General features: G+C 70.6%; 14 protein-coding genes. 3 read left to right on the top strand and 11 right to left on the bottom strand.

Annotation, left to right across the window (positions count from 1 at the left end; translation table 11 throughout):
- Nucleotides 1–7: 7 nt before the first annotated feature.
- Nucleotides 8–3106 carry an alpha-mannosidase gene (locus AC1DIW_RS15875; protein WP_478109358.1) on the top strand — a complete coding sequence of 1033 codons (3099 nt, stop codon included), beginning with the start codon at nt 8–10 and terminating at the stop codon, nt 3104–3106.
- Nucleotides 3103–4407 carry an AGE family epimerase/isomerase gene (locus tag AC1DIW_RS15870; protein ID WP_478109356.1) on the top strand — a complete coding sequence of 435 codons (1305 nt, stop codon included), beginning with the start codon at nt 3103–3105 and terminating at the stop codon, nt 4405–4407. Before AC1DIW_RS15875 ends, AC1DIW_RS15870 begins: the two co-directional genes overlap by 4 nt.
- 94 nt (nt 4408–4501) lie before the next feature.
- Here AC1DIW_RS15870 and AC1DIW_RS15865 read toward each other — a convergent pair whose 3' ends face one another.
- The 11 genes from AC1DIW_RS15865 to rpsA all read right to left on the bottom strand — a co-directional run bounded on the left by AC1DIW_RS15865 (nt 4502) and on the right by rpsA (nt 15701).
- The gene (locus tag AC1DIW_RS15865; protein WP_442278052.1) at nt 4502–4897 is read right to left on the bottom strand and encodes a YciI family protein; all 396 of its coding nucleotides are present in this window, start codon (nt 4895–4897) and stop codon (nt 4502–4504) included.
- Nucleotides 4898–4974: 77 nt separating this feature from the next.
- The gene (locus AC1DIW_RS15860; RefSeq protein ID WP_442278159.1) at nt 4975–6024 is read right to left on the bottom strand and encodes a lipoate--protein ligase family protein; all 1050 of its coding nucleotides are present in this window, start codon (nt 6022–6024) and stop codon (nt 4975–4977) included.
- A 45-nt stretch (nt 6025–6069) separates the two neighbouring features.
- On the bottom strand, nt 6070–7278 hold the full coding sequence (gene coaE, locus AC1DIW_RS15855; RefSeq protein ID WP_478109353.1) for a dephospho-CoA kinase: 1209 nt from the start codon (nt 7276–7278) through the stop codon (nt 6070–6072).
- 35 nt (nt 7279–7313) lie between these two features.
- Nucleotides 7314–7775 (bottom strand): PPOX class F420-dependent oxidoreductase, encoded by a 462-nt coding sequence (locus AC1DIW_RS15850; protein ID WP_478109351.1) that lies wholly within the window; start codon nt 7773–7775, stop codon nt 7314–7316.
- Nucleotides 7776–7777: 2 nt separating this feature from the next.
- Complete coding sequence (locus AC1DIW_RS15845; RefSeq protein WP_478109349.1) at nt 7778–8440, bottom strand: TetR/AcrR family transcriptional regulator; 663 nt, start codon at nt 8438–8440, stop codon at nt 7778–7780.
- A 215-nt stretch (nt 8441–8655) separates the two neighbouring features.
- Nucleotides 8656–9531, bottom strand: coding sequence for a glycerophosphodiester phosphodiesterase family protein (locus AC1DIW_RS15840; protein ID WP_478109347.1), 876 nt, complete (start codon nt 9529–9531; stop codon nt 8656–8658).
- A gap of 1 nt (nt 9532) precedes the next feature.
- Nucleotides 9533–10633 carry an ABC transporter ATP-binding protein gene (locus tag AC1DIW_RS15835; RefSeq protein ID WP_478109345.1) on the bottom strand — a complete coding sequence of 367 codons (1101 nt, stop codon included), beginning with the start codon at nt 10631–10633 and terminating at the stop codon, nt 9533–9535.
- 98 nt (nt 10634–10731) lie between these two features.
- Nucleotides 10732–12033 (bottom strand): ABC transporter substrate-binding protein, encoded by a 1302-nt coding sequence (locus AC1DIW_RS15830; protein WP_478109343.1) that lies wholly within the window; start codon nt 12031–12033, stop codon nt 10732–10734.
- Nucleotides 12034–12114: 81 nt separating this feature from the next.
- The gene (locus tag AC1DIW_RS15825; protein WP_478109341.1) at nt 12115–13047 is read right to left on the bottom strand and encodes a carbohydrate ABC transporter permease; all 933 of its coding nucleotides are present in this window, start codon (nt 13045–13047) and stop codon (nt 12115–12117) included.
- A complete protein-coding gene (locus AC1DIW_RS15820) occupies nt 13044–14003 on the bottom strand; it encodes a carbohydrate ABC transporter permease (protein ID WP_442278044.1) in 960 nt (319 codons plus the stop codon). Before AC1DIW_RS15820 ends, AC1DIW_RS15825 begins: the two co-directional genes overlap by 4 nt.
- A 177-nt stretch (nt 14004–14180) precedes the next feature.
- Complete coding sequence (gene rpsA / locus AC1DIW_RS15815; RefSeq protein ID WP_442278043.1) at nt 14181–15701, bottom strand: 30S ribosomal protein S1; 1521 nt, start codon at nt 15699–15701, stop codon at nt 14181–14183.
- Nucleotides 15702–15872: 171 nt separating this feature from the next.
- Between rpsA and AC1DIW_RS15810 the strand changes: the two genes are divergently transcribed.
- On the top strand, nt 15873–16694 hold the full coding sequence (locus AC1DIW_RS15810; protein WP_442278042.1) for a class I SAM-dependent methyltransferase: 822 nt from the start codon (nt 15873–15875) through the stop codon (nt 16692–16694).
- The last annotated feature ends 33 nt before the right edge of the window (nt 16695–16727 follow it).

Raw genomic sequence — 16727 nt, 5'->3', positions numbered from 1 at the left:
CTCCGTCGTGCACGACAACACCAAGCTCGTCGAGATGCGGGTCGACCGCTTCGTCCGTGAGCGCGTCATCCCCTCGCTCTACCGCCGCCGTGAGGCGCTGTCGACCCGGCACTGGGTGGTGCCCGGCGAGCCGGTCCCCTTCGCCGAGGCCGTCGGTTCGGACTTCGAGCCAATCGAGCCCGGTACACCGTGGGGTCGCCCCTGGGGCACGACGTGGTTCCGGGTCACGGGAGACGTGCCAGCGGGCTGGGGCACCGAGGGCACCAGGGTCGAGGTCGTCGTCGACCTGGGCTACTCCGACACGCACCCCGGCTTCCAGGCGGAGGCCACCGCCTACCGGCCGGACGGCACGGTGATCAAGGGCCTGCACCCGCGCAACCGCTACATCCGGCAGGCTGACGCCGCCCCCGGCGACTCGGTCGACCTGCTGCTCGAGGCCTCGGCCAATCCCGACGTCGCCGGCGGCGGCGCCTTCACCTTCGAGCCGACCCGCCTCGGCGACCTCGCCACCGCTGGTCAGGTCCCCCTCTACCGTTGGCGTGCGGCCGACCTCGCCGAGCTCGATGTCACGGTGTGGGAGCTGCACCAGGACGTGATCGCGCTCACGGGCCTGATCGAGCAGCTGCCGCCGACGTCCTCCCGCCGGGCCACGGTGGTCCGCGCGCTCGAGGACATGGTCGACGCCGTGGACCCCGAGGACGTGGCGGGCACCGCCACCGCCGGCCGCGACGCGCTGCGTGCCGTCCTGGACGCTCGCGCCGACGCGACGGCGCACCGGGTCGTTGCCGTCGGGCACGCCCACATCGACTCCGCCTGGCTGTGGCCGACGCGCGAGACGGCCCGCAAGTGCGCCCGCACCTTCTCGAACGTCCTCGCGCTCATGGACGAGAACCCCGACCTCGTCTTCGCCTGCTCGTCCGCGCAGCAGTACGCCTGGGTCAAGGACACGCAGCCCCAGCTCTTCGAGCGCATCCGCGCCCGGGTGCGCGAAGGCCGCTTCGTGCCGGTGGGCGGCATGTGGGTCGAGTCCGACACCAACATGCCCGGGGGTGAGGCGCTCGCCCGACAGTTCGTCGCCGGGAAGCGCTTCTTCGCCGAGGAGCTCGGGGTAGAGCCGCTCGACGTGTGGCTCCCGGACTCCTTCGGCTACACCGCCGCCCTGCCGCAGATCGCGACCGCTGCCGGGGCCCGGTGGTTCCTCACGCAGAAGCCGTCATGGAACGAGACCAACCGGATGCCGCACCACACCTTCTGGTGGGAGGGCATCGACGGCAGCCGGATATACACCCACTTCCCGCCCGCTGACACCTACAACTCCCTCGTGTCGGCCGAGGACCTCGCCCGGGCCGAGGGCCAGTTCGCCGAGAAGGGCCGGGCCAACACCTCGCTGCTGCCCTTCGGCTACGGCGACGGTGGCGGTGGTCCCACCCGCGAGATGCTAGCCGCCGCCGCTCGCACCAGGGACCTCGAGGGCTCGCCCCGGGTCGAGCTGGGAGGCCCCCACGAGTTCTTCCGGGACGCCCAGGCCGAGTATCCCGACCCGCCCGTGTGGAGCGGCGAGATGTACCTCGAGTTCCACCGTGGCACCTACACCTCGCAGGCCCGCACCAAGCGCGGCAACCGCCGGAGCGAGCACCTGCTGCGCGAGGCGGAGCTCTGGGCCACGACGGCCGCCGTCCGGGGCGGCACGGCATACCCCTACGACGCGCTCGAGCAGGCCTGGCACACGGTTCTGCTCCAGCAGTTCCACGACATCCTGCCCGGCACGTCCATCGCCTGGGTGCACCGTGAGGCGGAGGAGCGCTACGCCGAGGTGGCGGAGCGGCTGGAGGCGCTCATCTCCACCTCGCTCGCCGAGATAGCCGGAGAGGGTGGCCAACCCCTCGTCTTCAACGCGGCGCCGTATGCCGTCGACGGCGCGGCTGCGCTCGGGGCCGGGGCGGCAGCCGCGGCCGAGGCCGAGGCGGGAGATGACCGCGGGACCCGCAGTGACCCCGAAGACGTCCACGCGACAAGGCAGCCCGTCACCGTCGAGCACGATGACGCAGGCGGCATCGTCCTCGACAACGGGATCGTCCGAGCCGTCGTCGATGCCGACGGCCTGCTCGCCTCGGTGCTGGACCTGCGCGCCGGCGCCCGGGAGACGCTCGCGCCGGGCACGAGGGGTGGCCTGCTCCAGCTGCACCGGGACACCCCGACGCAGTGGGATGCGTGGGACATCGACGAGCACTACCGGCGGCACACCACCGACCTCGTGTCCGCGGACGTCGTCAAGGTGGACGCGTGTGAGGACTCACGCGCCAGGGTCCTGGTCGTGCGCTCCTTCGGCTCCTCCCGGATCGAGCAGCTCATCACGCTCGAGGCCGGCAGCAGCGTGATCGGGTTCGACCTCGACATCGACTGGCACGAGCGCCAGAAGATGCTCAAGCTCGCCTTCCCGATCGACGTGCACGCCGAACGGGCTGCCTCCGAGATCCAGTTCGGCCACGTGCACCGTCCGACGCACAGCAACACCTCGTGGGACGTGGCGCGCTTCGAGACCTGCGCGCACCGCTGGGTGCACGTGGGCGAGAGCGGCTGGGGCGTGGCCGTGGTCAACGACTCGACCTACGGTCACGACATCGGCCGCGCGACGCGGGAGTCCGGCGGGACGACGACGACAGTGCGCCTCTCGCTCCTGCGGGCCCCGGCCTACCCGGACCCGGAGGCCGACCAGGGCCGCCACCGGCTGCGTGTCGGACTCGTCGTCGGTGCCGGCATCCCCGAGGCCGTGCGTGAGGGCTACCGCATCAACCTCCCCCTGCGGCGGGTGACAGGCGCGGCCGTGCCCGACCCCCTGGTCCGGGTGGAGGGGTCGGAGGCCGTCGTCGTCGAGGCGGTCAAGATGGCCGAGGACCGGAGCGGTGACGTGGTCGTGCGCCTCTACGAGGCACACGGTGGTCGGGCGCAGGCTCGTCTCGTGCCCGGCTTCGACGTGGCCGAGATCGTCGAGACCGACCTGCTCGAGCGACCGCTCGAGGAAGGCTCGGTGCTGCTCGACGCCGACGGGCGGCTCTCGCTCCGCCCGTTCCAGCTCGCAACGCTCCGCCTGCGACGGGCGCGGTGACGGGCGCGGTGACGGGCGCGGTGACGGGCGCGGTGACGGGCGCGGCCGTGCCGTGGTTCGGTCAGGCCACACACCGCGCCTGGCTCGACGACCACTGTCGGGACCTGCTCGCCTTCGGCGCGCAGTGCGCGGCACAGGGCGGGGGCGCATGGTGGCTCGACGATCGGGGACGCCCAGCTCCTGAGCGGGGACTGCACACGTGGATCACGGCACGCATGGTCCACGTCTACTCGCTCGGCGCACTCCTCGGACTGCCAGGCAGCGGACCCGTCGCGGACGCCGCACTGGCCGGCCTCACCGGCCCGTTGCGCGACCCGGAGCACGGTGGGTGGTATCCCTCGCTCGACGCCACGGGCCGCCCTGCGACCGGCAAGGCGTGCTACGACCACGCGTTCGTCGTGCTCGCCGCATCGACGGCCACGGCGGCGGGGCGCCCCGGCGCCGCGCAGCTGCTGCGCGACGCACTCGCCGTCTTCGACACCCGCTTCTGGGACGCACACGAGCAGCTGCCTGTCGACCTCTGGGACACCGGCTTCGAGCAGCTCGACGGCTACCGCGGCATCAACGCGGCGATGCACTCGACCGAGGCGATGCTCGCCGCCTCCGACGTGCTGGCCCACGTTCTCGGGGACGGCGACACGGCCGCGACTTGCCGCGCGCGGGCACTCGGCATCCTCGACCGCGTCGCGGCCTGGGCCGCCGACAACGCGTGGCGCGTGCCGGAGCACTTCGACGACAGGTGGCAGGTGCAGCTCGAACACCACGCCGACCGACCCGACGACCCGTTCAAGCCCTACGGGGCGACGGTCGGTCACGCCCTCGAATGGGCTCGGCTCATGCTGCACGGGGAGGCCGCCGCGTTCGCCGCAGGGGATGCCGCGTCGCCGGCGCTGCTCCGGGCCGCCGAGTCGCTCTTCGACCGTGCGGTGGCCGACGGCTGGGACGTCGACGGCAACCCGGGTTTCGTCTACACCACGGACTGGAGCGGAGCCCCGGTCGTGCGCGACCGCATGCACTGGGTGGCCGCCGAGGCCACCGCCACAGCGGCGGCGCTGCACCAGCGCACCGGACGGCAGGCCTACGCCGACCACTACGCCACGTGGTGGGACCACATCCGGCTGGCGCTCGTCGATGACGTGCACGGCTCCTGGCACCACCAGCTCGACGAGCACAACGTGCCCACCGACACCGTGTGGCCCGGCAAGGCCGACCTCTACCACGCCGTCGGCGCCACACTGGTCCCACGGCTGCCCCTGGCGCCGGCCGTGGCGGTCGCCGTGCGTCACGCGTGCTGGCTCTGACCCAGACCCAGACCCAGACCCCGAGCCCGACCCGGAGCGACCCGGACCGACCCCACCGCGGCCGATGCGCTCGGTCCCCCGGGCGGCGCGGCCGTCAGCCCTCGGGCGACTCGTCCCAGACATACGCGGGGCGCAGCTCGACGGTGTCGCCGGGCCCGGCGAAGTTGACCGCGATCTCCTCCGCCCGCTCCCGGGACGCGACGTCGAGCAGGAAGAAGCCCGCGAGGTGCTCCTTGCTCTCGGCATACGGCCCGTCCGTGGCCACGGTGCCGTCGGCAGCCCAACGGTAGAGCCGGGAGGACGTGGGGTCGCCGAGGGCCTCGCCGCCCTTGAGCTCCCCGCTCTTCGAGAGCTCCTCGAGCATCGCGTCGAAGGCTGCGCCCCCGGCGTCGCGCTCCTCCTGAGGCCGGGCGAGCGCCTCGGCGACGAAGTCACCGGTCGGGTGCCCCCACGGCTGGGGGTTCGAGTGGATGAGGATGACGTACTTCATGGGTGGTCCCTTCGGTTCGCGAGCGGTCAGTCTGCCGCTTCGGGAGGGACGTCGGAGCCGACACGCCGTCCTCGACGTCAGGGCACGCGGTGGGTCCACTCCGGGGTCGCGAACTTCTCGTCGACGAGCCGCTGGGCGGCAGCCAGCTCGTCCGGCCGGTAGTCGGAGCCGCTCGAGCGGTAGCGACGCGCGAAGGACGCCGCGAACGACTCGAGGATGGCGTCACGCGTCATGCCCGTCTGCGAGCGCATCGGGTCGACCCGCTTGTTGGCCGACTTCGTGCCCTTGTCGCTCATCTTCTCGCGGCCGATGCGCAGCACCTCGAGCATCTTGTCGGCGTCGATGTCGTAGGCCATCGTCACGTGGTGGAGCACGGCGCCGGAGGCGAAGCGCTTCTGGGCAGCGCCGCCGATCTTGCCGCGGTCGCTCGCGATGTCGTTCAGGGGCACGAAGTGCGCGTCGACTCCGATGTCGGCGAGCGCCTCGATGACCCACTCGTCGAGGAAGGAGTAGGAGCGCTCGAAGCTCAGGCCCTCGACGAGCGAGGTCGGCACGGCGAGGGAGTACGTGATGGTGTTGCCCGGCTCCATGAACATCGCGCCCCCTCCGGAGACCCGACGCACGACGTCGATGCCGTGTCGTTGCGCGCCCTCCGGGTCGACCTCGTTGCGGACGGACTGGAAGGAGCCGATCACGACGAGCGGGCTGTCCCAGTCCCAGAAGCGCAGCGTCGGGGGCCGCTCCCCCGAGGCGACCTCGTGGGCGATGACCTCGTCGAGGGCGACGTGGAGGGCCGGGTCGAGCACGCGGGCCGGGATGACGTCGAAGTGGTGGTCGTCCCACCCGGTCGCCTTGCCGAGGGCGCGGCGGATCGCGATGCCGATCGACTCGGCGGTGAAGCCGATGAGCGACACGTCATCGGCGAGAGCGCCGGTGACGGCCCCGGCCAGCTGCTCGACACCGGCGTCGACGGGCATCCCCGTCAGCGCCGCGTTGATGTCGCCGAGCGCCTCGTCGGGCTCGAGGAAGAAGTCTCCGGACACGCTGACTCCCGCGAGCCGCCCATCCACCTCCTCGAGGTCGACCGCCACGAGCTTGCCACCGGGAACCTTGTACTCACCGCGCATGCCAGCCACAACACCACGCACCGCGTGCGTATGCCGGGTGCCTCCCTAGCGCGGCTGCCACCCCGTGCGCTCGGCCCAGTCCGTGGCGCGCTGCCACGCGCCCTCGAACCACGGCTCCTTGGCCGCCACGTAGTCCGACGTGCTCTCGTGGAGTGCGAGCAGGCGCCGCTTCTCGGCCGCGTAGACGTCCCGCTCAGCGGGCTCGTGGCGCAGCCAGTCTCGGAAGAGCAGCGCGAATCGCCAACCCGCAGAGCCTTTCTCGCGTACATGGACGTGGACGTGGTTGTCCGGGTCGCACCCACCGAGGAAGCGTTTGCGCCACTCCGCAGGGTCGGCGCCACCGGAGTGGGGCGTGTCGGTGTGGATGCCGTGGTTGAAGACGTAGCCCGCGTCGGTGAAGGCTGCGCGCACGTCGTCACGGTCGGCGTCGGCGAGGTGGTGCACCCCGACCTGGACGTCGATGACGTCCTTGGCGACGAGGCCCGGCACGGACGTCGAGCCGATGTGCGACACCTCGGTGACGACGCCGGTGGCCGCGAGCGCCGCGGCGACTCGGGCGACGACGCGCTCGGCGCGGGGCTCCCAGTCGGCGCGAGGCGCGACGATGACGTCGGCTGCCAGGTCCGAGCGGCGGGACCGGGTGCCGGACGCGAGGTTGACGGCATACGGCTGCAAGCGCTCCGCCCACAACGCGTCGACGGCGCGCTCGAGCTCGTCCGGGGTGCCGGAGTTGTCGAGGACGACGTCGGCGACGGCCCGCCGCTGTGCGTCGGTGGCCTGCGCGGCGACGCGGTGTCGGGCGTCCTCCTCCTGGAGGCCTCGCTGCTCGACGAGCCTGCGCACCCGGGTCTCGACGTCGGCCTCGACGACGACGGTGAGGTGCTCGTGCACCCAGAGGCCGCGCTCGACGAGGAGGGGCATGTCGTAGACGGAGACACCGTCACGGGGAGCGGCGGCCCGCTGCCCGGCAACCCGGGACGCTATCGCGGGCCCGGTGATGGCGTCGAGGGCGTCGAGGGCGTCACGGTCGGGGAAGACGATGGCGGCCAGAGACCCCCGGTCGAGCGAGCCGTCGGCGCGGATCACACCCTCGCCGAAGCGCTCCCGGATCCGTTGCAGCGTCGGCTCGCCCGGCTCGACGACCTCACGCGCAACGGCATCGGCGTCGACGACGTGCGCGCCGAGCTCGCCCAGTCGACGCGAGACCGTGGACTTGCCCGAACCGATTCCTCCGGTGACCCCGACGCGCAGCATTCGGCCAGCCTAGGGGCGTCGGGCCCGTGGACGTCTCAGGCCAGACGCGCGGGGAAGCCGCCCTTGGCCACCGGACCCCACCGGGTGGGGGTGACCCGGAGCAGCGACTTGCCCTGGTCGCGCATCGCCTGGCGATACTCCTCCCAGTCGGGGTGCTCGCCGGAGATGGCGCGGAAGTAGTCCACGAGGGGCTCGACGGACTCCGGGAGGTCGATGACCTCGCAGTCACCGTCCAGCTGCACCCACTCGCCGCCGAAGTCGTCGGACAACACGAGGACGCTGACCTGGGGCCGGCGGCGGGCGTTGGCCGTCTTGGCCCGCTCGGGGTAGGTCGATATGACGATGCGGCCCTGCTCGTCGACGCCGCCGGTGACCGGGGAGGCCTGCGGGCGGCCGTCCGAGCGCTGCGTCATGAGCACCATGGAGTGGCGGGGGCGCACGAAGTCGAGCATCGCCTCACGGTCGACGTCGGTGTTGGTGGCGATCTGCCGGGGCATGGTCAGTCCTCCTGGCTTCCGGTGCTGGCACGGTCGAAGGTCGCGACGAGCGCGTCGGCCAGCCACGCGGCATACATCGCGTGGGTCCACCCGCAGCGTCGCACGAGGCGGTCGTAGATCTCGGGGGCGGTCACGGTCCAGACGGTGTCGGTGAACCGCTCGCGGTCGAACCGGGTCGGGAGCCCGTGGGCCGCCTCGAGGGCTGTCAGGGCGTTCGTGTTGCCGACGCGGCGCTCGAGGTCGATCGTCGCGACGAACTCCTGCAGGCCCGTGTCACCGCCCGAGCCCTGGGCGAGGAGCACGCCGAGCAGCGGTCCGACGCGCTCGTAGATGATGGCGCACAGGGCGGCATACGCGCGCACGAAACCCTCGCGGTCCGGAGCCTGTGACATGGCCCGGAACTCCGGCCGGTCCTGCATGGCCACGGGGGCGTCGTCGCCGACGAGCAGCACGTCGTAGACGGCCTTGACGACCGACGCCTTGCCGCCAATGGCGTTGTAGACGGTCTGCGAGCTGACCCCGGCCGACGACGCGAGGGCGTTGACGGACATCGCGTGGTAGCCGTCGCGCAACAGGATGGCCCGGGCTGCGTCGATGATCCGGCGCCGGGTCGCCAGGGCCGCCTCCGCACGCGAGCGGTTGTCGTACGCCCGGTCTGTTGACATCGGTGCCCTTCGAAAAGCATCATGAGTTCGCTGGAACGGCGTTCTAGCGAATGGGTGGGGTCCAGGGGTCCCCATCCAGCTGCTGCACTCGCGGCTGCGACCGCTATCTGCCGATCGCACGAGTGTGCCACGAGCGCCCCGGCTCCCGCCCGAAGGGGCAACGGAGGGGGAGCGAGGGGCCGGACCACGGTCCGGTCCCTCGCTGCCGCGAGGGGTCAGGTGGAGGCGCGTGACAGCGCCGAGGCGGCCCGGTCGGGATAGTCGGTGACGAGCCCGTCGACCCCTGCCCGGACGAGCTCGACCATGCGCCCGGGGTCGTTGACCGTCCACGGCAGCACGGCGAGTCCCGCCGTGTGGGCCCGCTCGACGAGGCCCTCGTCGACGAGCTCGTGCGCCGGCGAGATCACCTGCGCCCCGACGGCGACGGCGCCGTCGCACATGTCGTGCGACTCCCCCACCACGACGCTGCCCGTCCACGGGCTTCCCGGCACCCACGTCTCCGGCGCCACGAGCGCGGAGCGGAGCACGCCCGGTGCGAGCTCCGCCGAGAGCTCGAGGACCGCCCAGTCGAAGGAGTGCACGAAGCACTGGTGCTCGAGCCCCGCCGCGTGCACGCTCGCGAGCACGCCTTCGAGCAGTCGACGCCGGCCCGCCGACTCCGCGGCGTCGCGCGGGTCGATCTTGAGCTCGATCGTCCACCACACGTCCGGAGCACGCTCCAGCCCGTGGGCCAGGACCTCCCCGAGCGTCGAGATGCGCGCGCCCGGCGCAGGACGCTGGTCCGGGAAGCCCTCCAGCGTCCGGCTGCCCACGTCGACCGTGCGCAGCTGCTCCAGCGTCAGGTCGGCGACCCGGGCCCCGACGAGGTCGCGCCCGGTCGGGAGGCACTTCTCCGGCAGCAGCACGGCGTCGTGCCAGACGACGACCTCGCCGTCCGCGGTGAGCCGGACGTCGAGCTCGACTCCGGTCACGCCCGCGTCGTAGGCGGCCCCGAAGCCGGCGAGCGTGCTCTCCACGACGAGGCCCCGGGCCCCGCGATGGCCCTCGACGTCGAACCGGCCGGCGGCCCAGGGACCGGGGCGTGCGGGCATCTCAGGCCTCGATCCGCTCGCCCGACCCGGCGTCGAAGAGGTGCACCTCGCCACGGTTCGGCTCGACGTGCACGACGTCCCCGACCCGCAGGTGGGTGCGCTTGTCGAGGCGGACCGTGACCCGATCCGCCGTCTCGTCGGCATCGACCGGACGGCCGTAGACGAACGACTCCGCCCCGAGCGACTCGACGAGCTCGACGTTGAGCGCCACCGACGTCGCGCCCGGGCCCTGCTCCGGCGTCCCGACGACGTGCCATGACTCGGGGCGCAGGCCCACGACGACCTTCTCGCCTGCCCGACCGGCCACCGCGCGGTCGAGGGGCACGTCGACGCCGTGCACGCGGGCGACGCCCTCCCGGACGACGGACTCGACGAGCGAGATCGCCGGTGACCCGATGAAGGCCGCGACGAAGGTGTTGACCGGGTGGTCGTAGAGCCGCTCCGGGGTGTCGACCTGTTGCAGCTTCCCGTCGCGCAGCACCGCGACGCGGTGACCCATCGTCATGGCCTCGACCTGGTCGTGGGTGACGTAGACCGTCGTGATGCCGAGACGACGCTGGAGGCCGGCGATCTGCGAGCGGGTGGACACCCGGAGCTTGGCGTCGAGGTTGGACAGCGGCTCATCCATGCAGAAGACCTTGGGGTTGCGCACGATGGCGCGGCCCATGGCGACGCGCTGGCGCTGGCCGCCGGACATCTGGCCCGGCTTGCGGTCGAGGAGCTGCTCGAGCTCGAGGATCTTCGCGGCCTCGGTGACGCGCTGCCTCGTCTCCGACTTGCTCACCTTGGCGTTGTCGAGCGCGAAGGCCATGTTCTGGGCCGCGGTCATGTTGGGGTAGAGCGCGTAGCTCTGGAAGACCATGGCGATGTCGCGGTCACGCGGCCGCACACCCTTCTGGTCGTGCCCGTCGACGAGGATCCGCCCTCCGTCGATCGGCTCGAGGCCGGCGAGCATGCGCAGCGTCGTCGACTTGCCGCAGCCCGAGGGCCCGACGAGGACGAGGAACTCACCGTCGGCGATGTCGAGTGTGATGCTGTCGACGGCGGGGCTGTCGTCCTTGGAGAACCGACGAGTCGCCTCGTCGAAGTACACGGTTGCCATGTGCTGGCCTCTCGGGTCGTTCTGGTCGGGTCCGGAATGCCGTCCGGCGGCTCCGTGCGGAACGCGCCGGACGGCATGCGACCGGGTCGCGCAGTACGTCAGGCGCTGAGCTTGCTCTTGATCTGCGAGTCGAAGACCTGCTGGCTCTCGGCGTCGAGACCCTTGAAGACCGTTGCCACGTCCTGGCCCTGGACGATCTGGTCGAGGCCCTTGCCGATGCGTGCCCCGCCGCCGGGCAGGAGCACGCGCGCGTTGTCCTGGGACCGCGTCTTGGGCAGCTGCTCGATGGCCGTCTTGGCGTTCGGGTTCTTCGCGAGGAACGCCTTTTCCGCCGGCAGGTCGACGGCCGACTTGCGCACGGGCATGTAGCCGGTGGCCTGCGTGAAGGTGACGGTGTTCTGCGCGTTCGTCAGGAACTCGATGAACTTCAGGGCGTTCTTCTTGCGCTCGTCGGAGATGTTCGCCGGGATGCCGACGCCGGCGCCGCCGGTGGGGCAGTTGCCCTCACCGGGCAGGAACGCCGTGCCGAACTGGAACTTCGCGTCCTTGGCGACACCGCCGAGCGAGCCGGTCGACATCATGCTGCAGCCGACGATGCCGGCCGTGAAGTCGGGCGCCGGGTCCTTCGAGAGCTTGAGGAAGCCGCTCTTGGCGAGGTTCTGCAGGTAGGCGCCGGCCTTGACGGTGTTGGGGTCCGAGAAGGTGGGCGTCCACTCCTTGGAGTAGGCGCCGCCGTAGCCCCACACCATGTTCTGGAAGACCCAGTCGAGGTAGTTCGAGCCGTCGGGGAGCTCCATGACGATCTTGTCCGAGCCCGCCGCCGCCTTGAGCTTCGGTGCCCACGTGAGGAACTCGTCCCAGTCCTTCGGCCCGCGGTCCTCGAGGCCGGCAGCCTTCCAGAGGTCCTTGTTGTAGTAGAAGAGCGGCGTGGACCGCGCGAACGGCAGGGCGTAGTGCTTGTCGCCCAGGTTGTAGTCGTTGTAGAGCGCGTCGACGTAGTCGCTGGTGTCGATCTTGGCCGACGACAGCAGCTCGTCCATCGGGGCGAGCTGCTTGTTGAGCGCGAAGTTGAACCACGTGACGTCGGAGACGACGACCACGTCCGGCAGCTGGCCACCGGCCAGGGAGGCGTTGAACTTCTGCGCGACCTCCTCGTAGTTCTTGCCGGCGTCGACGAGCTTGACCTTGAGGCTCGGGTTCGCGGCCTCGAACGCCTTGATGATCGCCTGCTCCACCGGCTTGCTGTTGCCGGGGTGGTTGCTCCAGAACTCGACGGTGTTGCTCGAGCCGCCTCCGCCGCCCGTCGACGGGGCCGTGCCGGTGCCGGCGCACGCGGAGAGCCCGGCGATGCCGGCAGCACCGGCGAGGCCGAGAAATCCTCGGCGTGAGAACTCGTTCATGGATGGTGCCTTTCCCTGTGGTGGTGGGTTGGGTCGGTGGGACGTGGATGAACGGCGAATCGCGCTGCAGCAGCTGCGGGTTCAGCTCTTGACAGCCCCGGCGGTGAGTCCCTTGATCATCTGTCGCTGGAGGAAGAGGAACAGCACGAGGATCGGCAGCATCGCCAGCACGGTGCCGGCCATGACCGGGCCCCAGTTCGTGACGCCGTCGTTGTTCTGCAGGAACGTCAGGCCGACCGGCAGGGGCGCCGTCGTCTCGTCGTCGGACATGAGGAACGGCCAGAGGTACTCGTTCCACTCGTTGACGACCGTGATGAGGGCGAAGGCGACGAGCGTCGGCCACGACATCGGCAGGACCACGCGCCAGAGCAGCTTCATCGGGCCGGCTCCGTCGAGGCGCGCCGCCTCGATGATCTCTCCGGGCAGGTTGAGGAACTGGTTGCGCATGAGGAAGGTGCCGAACGCGACGCCCGCCAGCGGGATGATGATGCCCTGGTAGGTGTTGCGCCAGCCCAGCTGCGCGACGAGGGCGTAGTTGCTGATGACGGTGATCTGGTTGGGCACCATGAGGGCCGCGATGACCACGAGGAAGACGATGGAGCGTCCGGGAAAACGCAGCAGCGACAGGGCGTACGCGCTGAGAACGCCCAGGACGATCTTCGCGACCGACGTCGCCGACGTGATGATGACCGAGTTGCGGACATAGTCGAAGAACGGGATGCGGGTCGTCAGCTCGCTGTAGTTCGCGCCGGTCGCCGGGTTGGGCCACCACTGGGCGGGGCGGACGTAGATGTCGCCACGCTCCTTGAAGGACGTGATGAGGATCCAGAAGAGCGGGACGGCGACGACGAGGACGATGAGAACCATGCCGGCGTATCCCGCTGCCGTCCAGGCGGGCCCGCGGTGGTGCGTCGAGGCTTCGACGTTGTGCGCCGCGCGGCGTCGCCGGCGCCGCGCGTGCACCTCAGGGGCTTTCTCCTCGTCGAGGTCCTCGACGACCGTGGACGTGCTCATGCCTGCTTCCCCCTGTCCATGAACCGCACCTGCACGACCGTCACGGCGAGCAGGATGACGAACATGACGGTGGCGACGGTGGCGCCGTAGCCGGCGCGTTGGTTGACGAACGTCTCCTGGTAGACCTGGTAGACGAGGGTGGTCGTGCCGTTGCCCTGGGGGCCGCCCCGGGTCATGACGTTGATGATGTCGAAGACCTGGACCGAGCTGAGCAGCACCGTGATCGAGAGGAAGAACGTCGTCGGGCGCAGCTGTGGCATGAGGACACGCCGGAAGCGCGTCCAGGCGGAGGCGCCGTCGATCTCGGCCGCCTCGTCGAGATCGGCCCGTCGCCCCTGGAGCGCCGCCAGGTAGATGACGAACGTGTAGCCGAGGTTCTTCCAGATGTAGGTGACCGTCACCATGAACAGCGCCCAGCCCGGCTGCTGGTAGAAGTCCGGCGACGCGACGCCGATCCGCGCGAGCAGGTCCCGGACGAGCCCGAACTGCGGGTCGAAGACGAACTGGAAGGCGATCCCGATCGCCGCCCCCGAGATGACGAAGGGAGCGAAGACGACCGACCGCACGAGGTTGCGACCCCGGAGCTTCTGGTCGAGCAGGAGCGCGAGCCCCAGGCCGAGCGCCATGGAGATGCCGACCGTCGCAACGGTGAAGACCACCGTGTTGCGCACGATGATCTTCGTGTCGTCCCGCCCGAACCACTCGATGTAGTTCGACAGCCCGACGGGGTTGGCGACGGGCGAGGAGATGTTCCAGTCCGTGAACGACAGCCGGATGTTGTCGAGGAGCGGGCGGTAGGTGAAGACGATGAGCAGGACGAGGTTGGGCAGGAGCAGGAGCGCCGCGAGCGTCCACTCCCAGGCCCGTCCGCTCGAGCGCCGCGGCGGCGGCCCCACCTCCGGCGGCGGCCCCACCTCGGGCGCGGGGCTGCGGGGTTCGGTCAGCGATGACTGCACCCGGCCAACCTAGCGGCGCGGATGCACCGAGAGCGGCTTTGCCACGTCGGGCATTCAACGCGTGTCTGAACTCCTGGCGTGGGGCCCTCAGCCCTCACCGCAGCCGGGACGCGGAGAAGCCCCGGACCCTGTGGGGTCCGGGGCTTCTCCAGAGCGGTCAGCCCTGAGCGGTGGGGCTCAGTTGCCGGTCAGCTTCTCACGCAGCGCCGCGAGCGCCTCGTCCGAAGCCAGGGTGCCCTCGACGGGAGCCGGAGCGTTGCGCGGAGCGCGCTCGCCACGGTCACCACGGTCGGTGTCACCGGCCTCGGCGACGTCACCGGTCGCGGACGAGTACGACGTCGCGGAGCCGGCGTTGGCCGCAGCCTCGGCGTCGGCCTTCGTCGCGGCGTCGACCTGCGCCTTGTGGGCCTCCCAGCGGGCGTGGGCCTCGGCGTACTGACGCTCCCACTTCTCGCGCTGGGCGTCGAAGCCCTCGAGCCACTCGTTCGTCTCCGAGTCGAAGCCCTCGGGGTACTTGTAGTTGCCCTGCTCGTCGTACTCGGCGGCCATGCCGTAGAGCGTCGGGTCGAACTCCGACGCCGAGACGGCCTGGTCGTTCGCCTGCTTGAGCGACAGCGAGATGCGACGACGCTCGAGGTCGATGTCGATGACCTTGACGAAGATCTCGTCGCCGACGTTGACGACCTGCTCCGGCAGCTCCACGTGGCGCTCGGCCAGCTCGGAGATGTGCACGAGGCCCTCGATGCCGTCCTCGACGCGAACGAACGCACCGAAGGGGACGAGCTTGGTGACCTTGCCGGGGACGACCTGGCCGATGGCGTGCGTGCGAGCGAAGTGCTGCCACGGGTCCTCCTGCGTCGCCTTCAGCGACAGGGAGACACGCTCACGGTCCATGTCGACGTCGAGCACCTCGACGGTGACCTCGGTGCCGACCTCGACGACCTCGGACGGGTGGTCGATGTGCTTCCACGACAGCTCGGAGACGTGGACGAGACCGTCGACGCCGCCGAGGTCCACGAACGCACCGAAGTTGACGATCGAGGACACGACGCCCGAACGGACCTGGCCCTTCTGGAGCTCCTTGAGGAACGTCGTGCGCACCTCGGACTGCGTCTGCTCGAGCCAGGCACGGCGCGACAGGACCACGTTGTTGCGGTTCTTGTCGAGCTCGATGATCTTGGCCTCGATCTCCTTGCCGACGTACGGCTGGAGGTCGCGGACACGGCGCATCTCGACGAGCGAGGCGGGCAGGAAGCCGCGGAGGCCGATGTCGAGGATGAGACCACCCTTGACGACCTCGATGACGGTGCCGGTGACGACGCCGTCCTCTTCCTTGACCTTCTCGATCGTGCCCCAGGCGCGCTCGTACTGCGCACGCTTCTTGGACAGGATCAGACGGCCTTCCTTGTCCTCCTTCTGGAGGACGAGGGCCTCGACCTCGTCACCGACCTTGACGATCTCGCCGGGGTCGACGTCGTGCTTGATGGACAGCTCGCGCGAGGGGATGACGCCCTCGGTCTTGTATCCGATGTCGAGCAGGACCTCGTCCCGGTCGACCTTGACGATCACACCCTCGACGATGTCGCCGTCGTTGAAGTCCTTGATGGTGGCGTCGATCGCCGCAAGGATGTCTTCCTGAGAGCCGATGTCGTTGATCGCAATCTCAGGCGCGGTCTTCTCGACCGTGTTGGCAGTCATGTAGTAGGAACTCCGATTGTGGACGGTTAGATTGGTGACCTCGCGACGGCGACCTGACGGCCCGCGCCCCGATGCCTTGTGGACAGGTTTACAACTGATCGTGCGCACACGAATGTGTTCGGCAATCCTATCCGCGCTGTCAGTACCCGGTCAAAAGAGAGCACGTATGCCGTGAGCACGCCCACCGAGGCCACCCGACGTCCCGCTCCCCCGGCCGAGACGGCCACGGCCAACCGAACGTGGTGGGACCGGGAGGCCACGTCGTACTACGTCGAGCACGGGTCGTTCCTCGGGGACACCGACTTCGTCTGGGGCCCCGAGCGCCTGCGCGAGGAGGACGCGCGCCTGCTCGGCGACCCTGCCGGCACGGTGGTCCTCGAGATCGGCGCCGGCTCCGGCCAGTGCTCGCGCTGGCTCGCCGCCCACGGCGCGACCGTCGTGGCCACCGACCTGTCCGCAGGCATGGTCGCGACCGGGGTTGCCGTCAACGACAGCCTCGACACCGCCCTCGACGCCACCGTCCACGTGCCGTTCGTGCAGTGCGACGGCCGTGCCCTCCCCTTCGCCGACGCGTCCTTCGACACGGTCTTCACGGCATACGGCGTCGTGCCGTTCGTCGCAGACTCCGACGTCGTCATGGCGGAGGCCGCCCGGGTGCTGCGGCCCGGCGGGCGGTTCGTCTTCTCGACGACCCACCCCGTGCGGTGGGCCTTCCCCGACGATCCGGGGCCGGGCGGCCTCACCGCCCGCCACTCGTACTTCGATCGCACCCCGTACGTCGAGCAGGACGACGCGGGGCGGGCGACGTACGTCGAGCACCACCGCACGCTCGGGGACCGGGTGCGCGAGATCTCGGCCGCCGGGCTGGTGCTCGTCGACCTCGTGGAGCCGGAGTGGCCCGTGGGGCACGAGGAGCCCTGGGGCGGGTGGTCGCCGCTGCGCGGGCGCGTCATCCCCGGGACGGCGATCTTCGTCTGCCGCAAGCCCCGCTGAACGATCTGCGAAGAGGAAACGGCGGGAGGCCAC

This window comes from Terrabacter sp. 01T434, assembly GCF_056398545.1.
The sequence above is the reverse complement of the archived record's forward strand: the minus strand, read 5'-3'. Positions and strand labels throughout refer to the sequence as shown.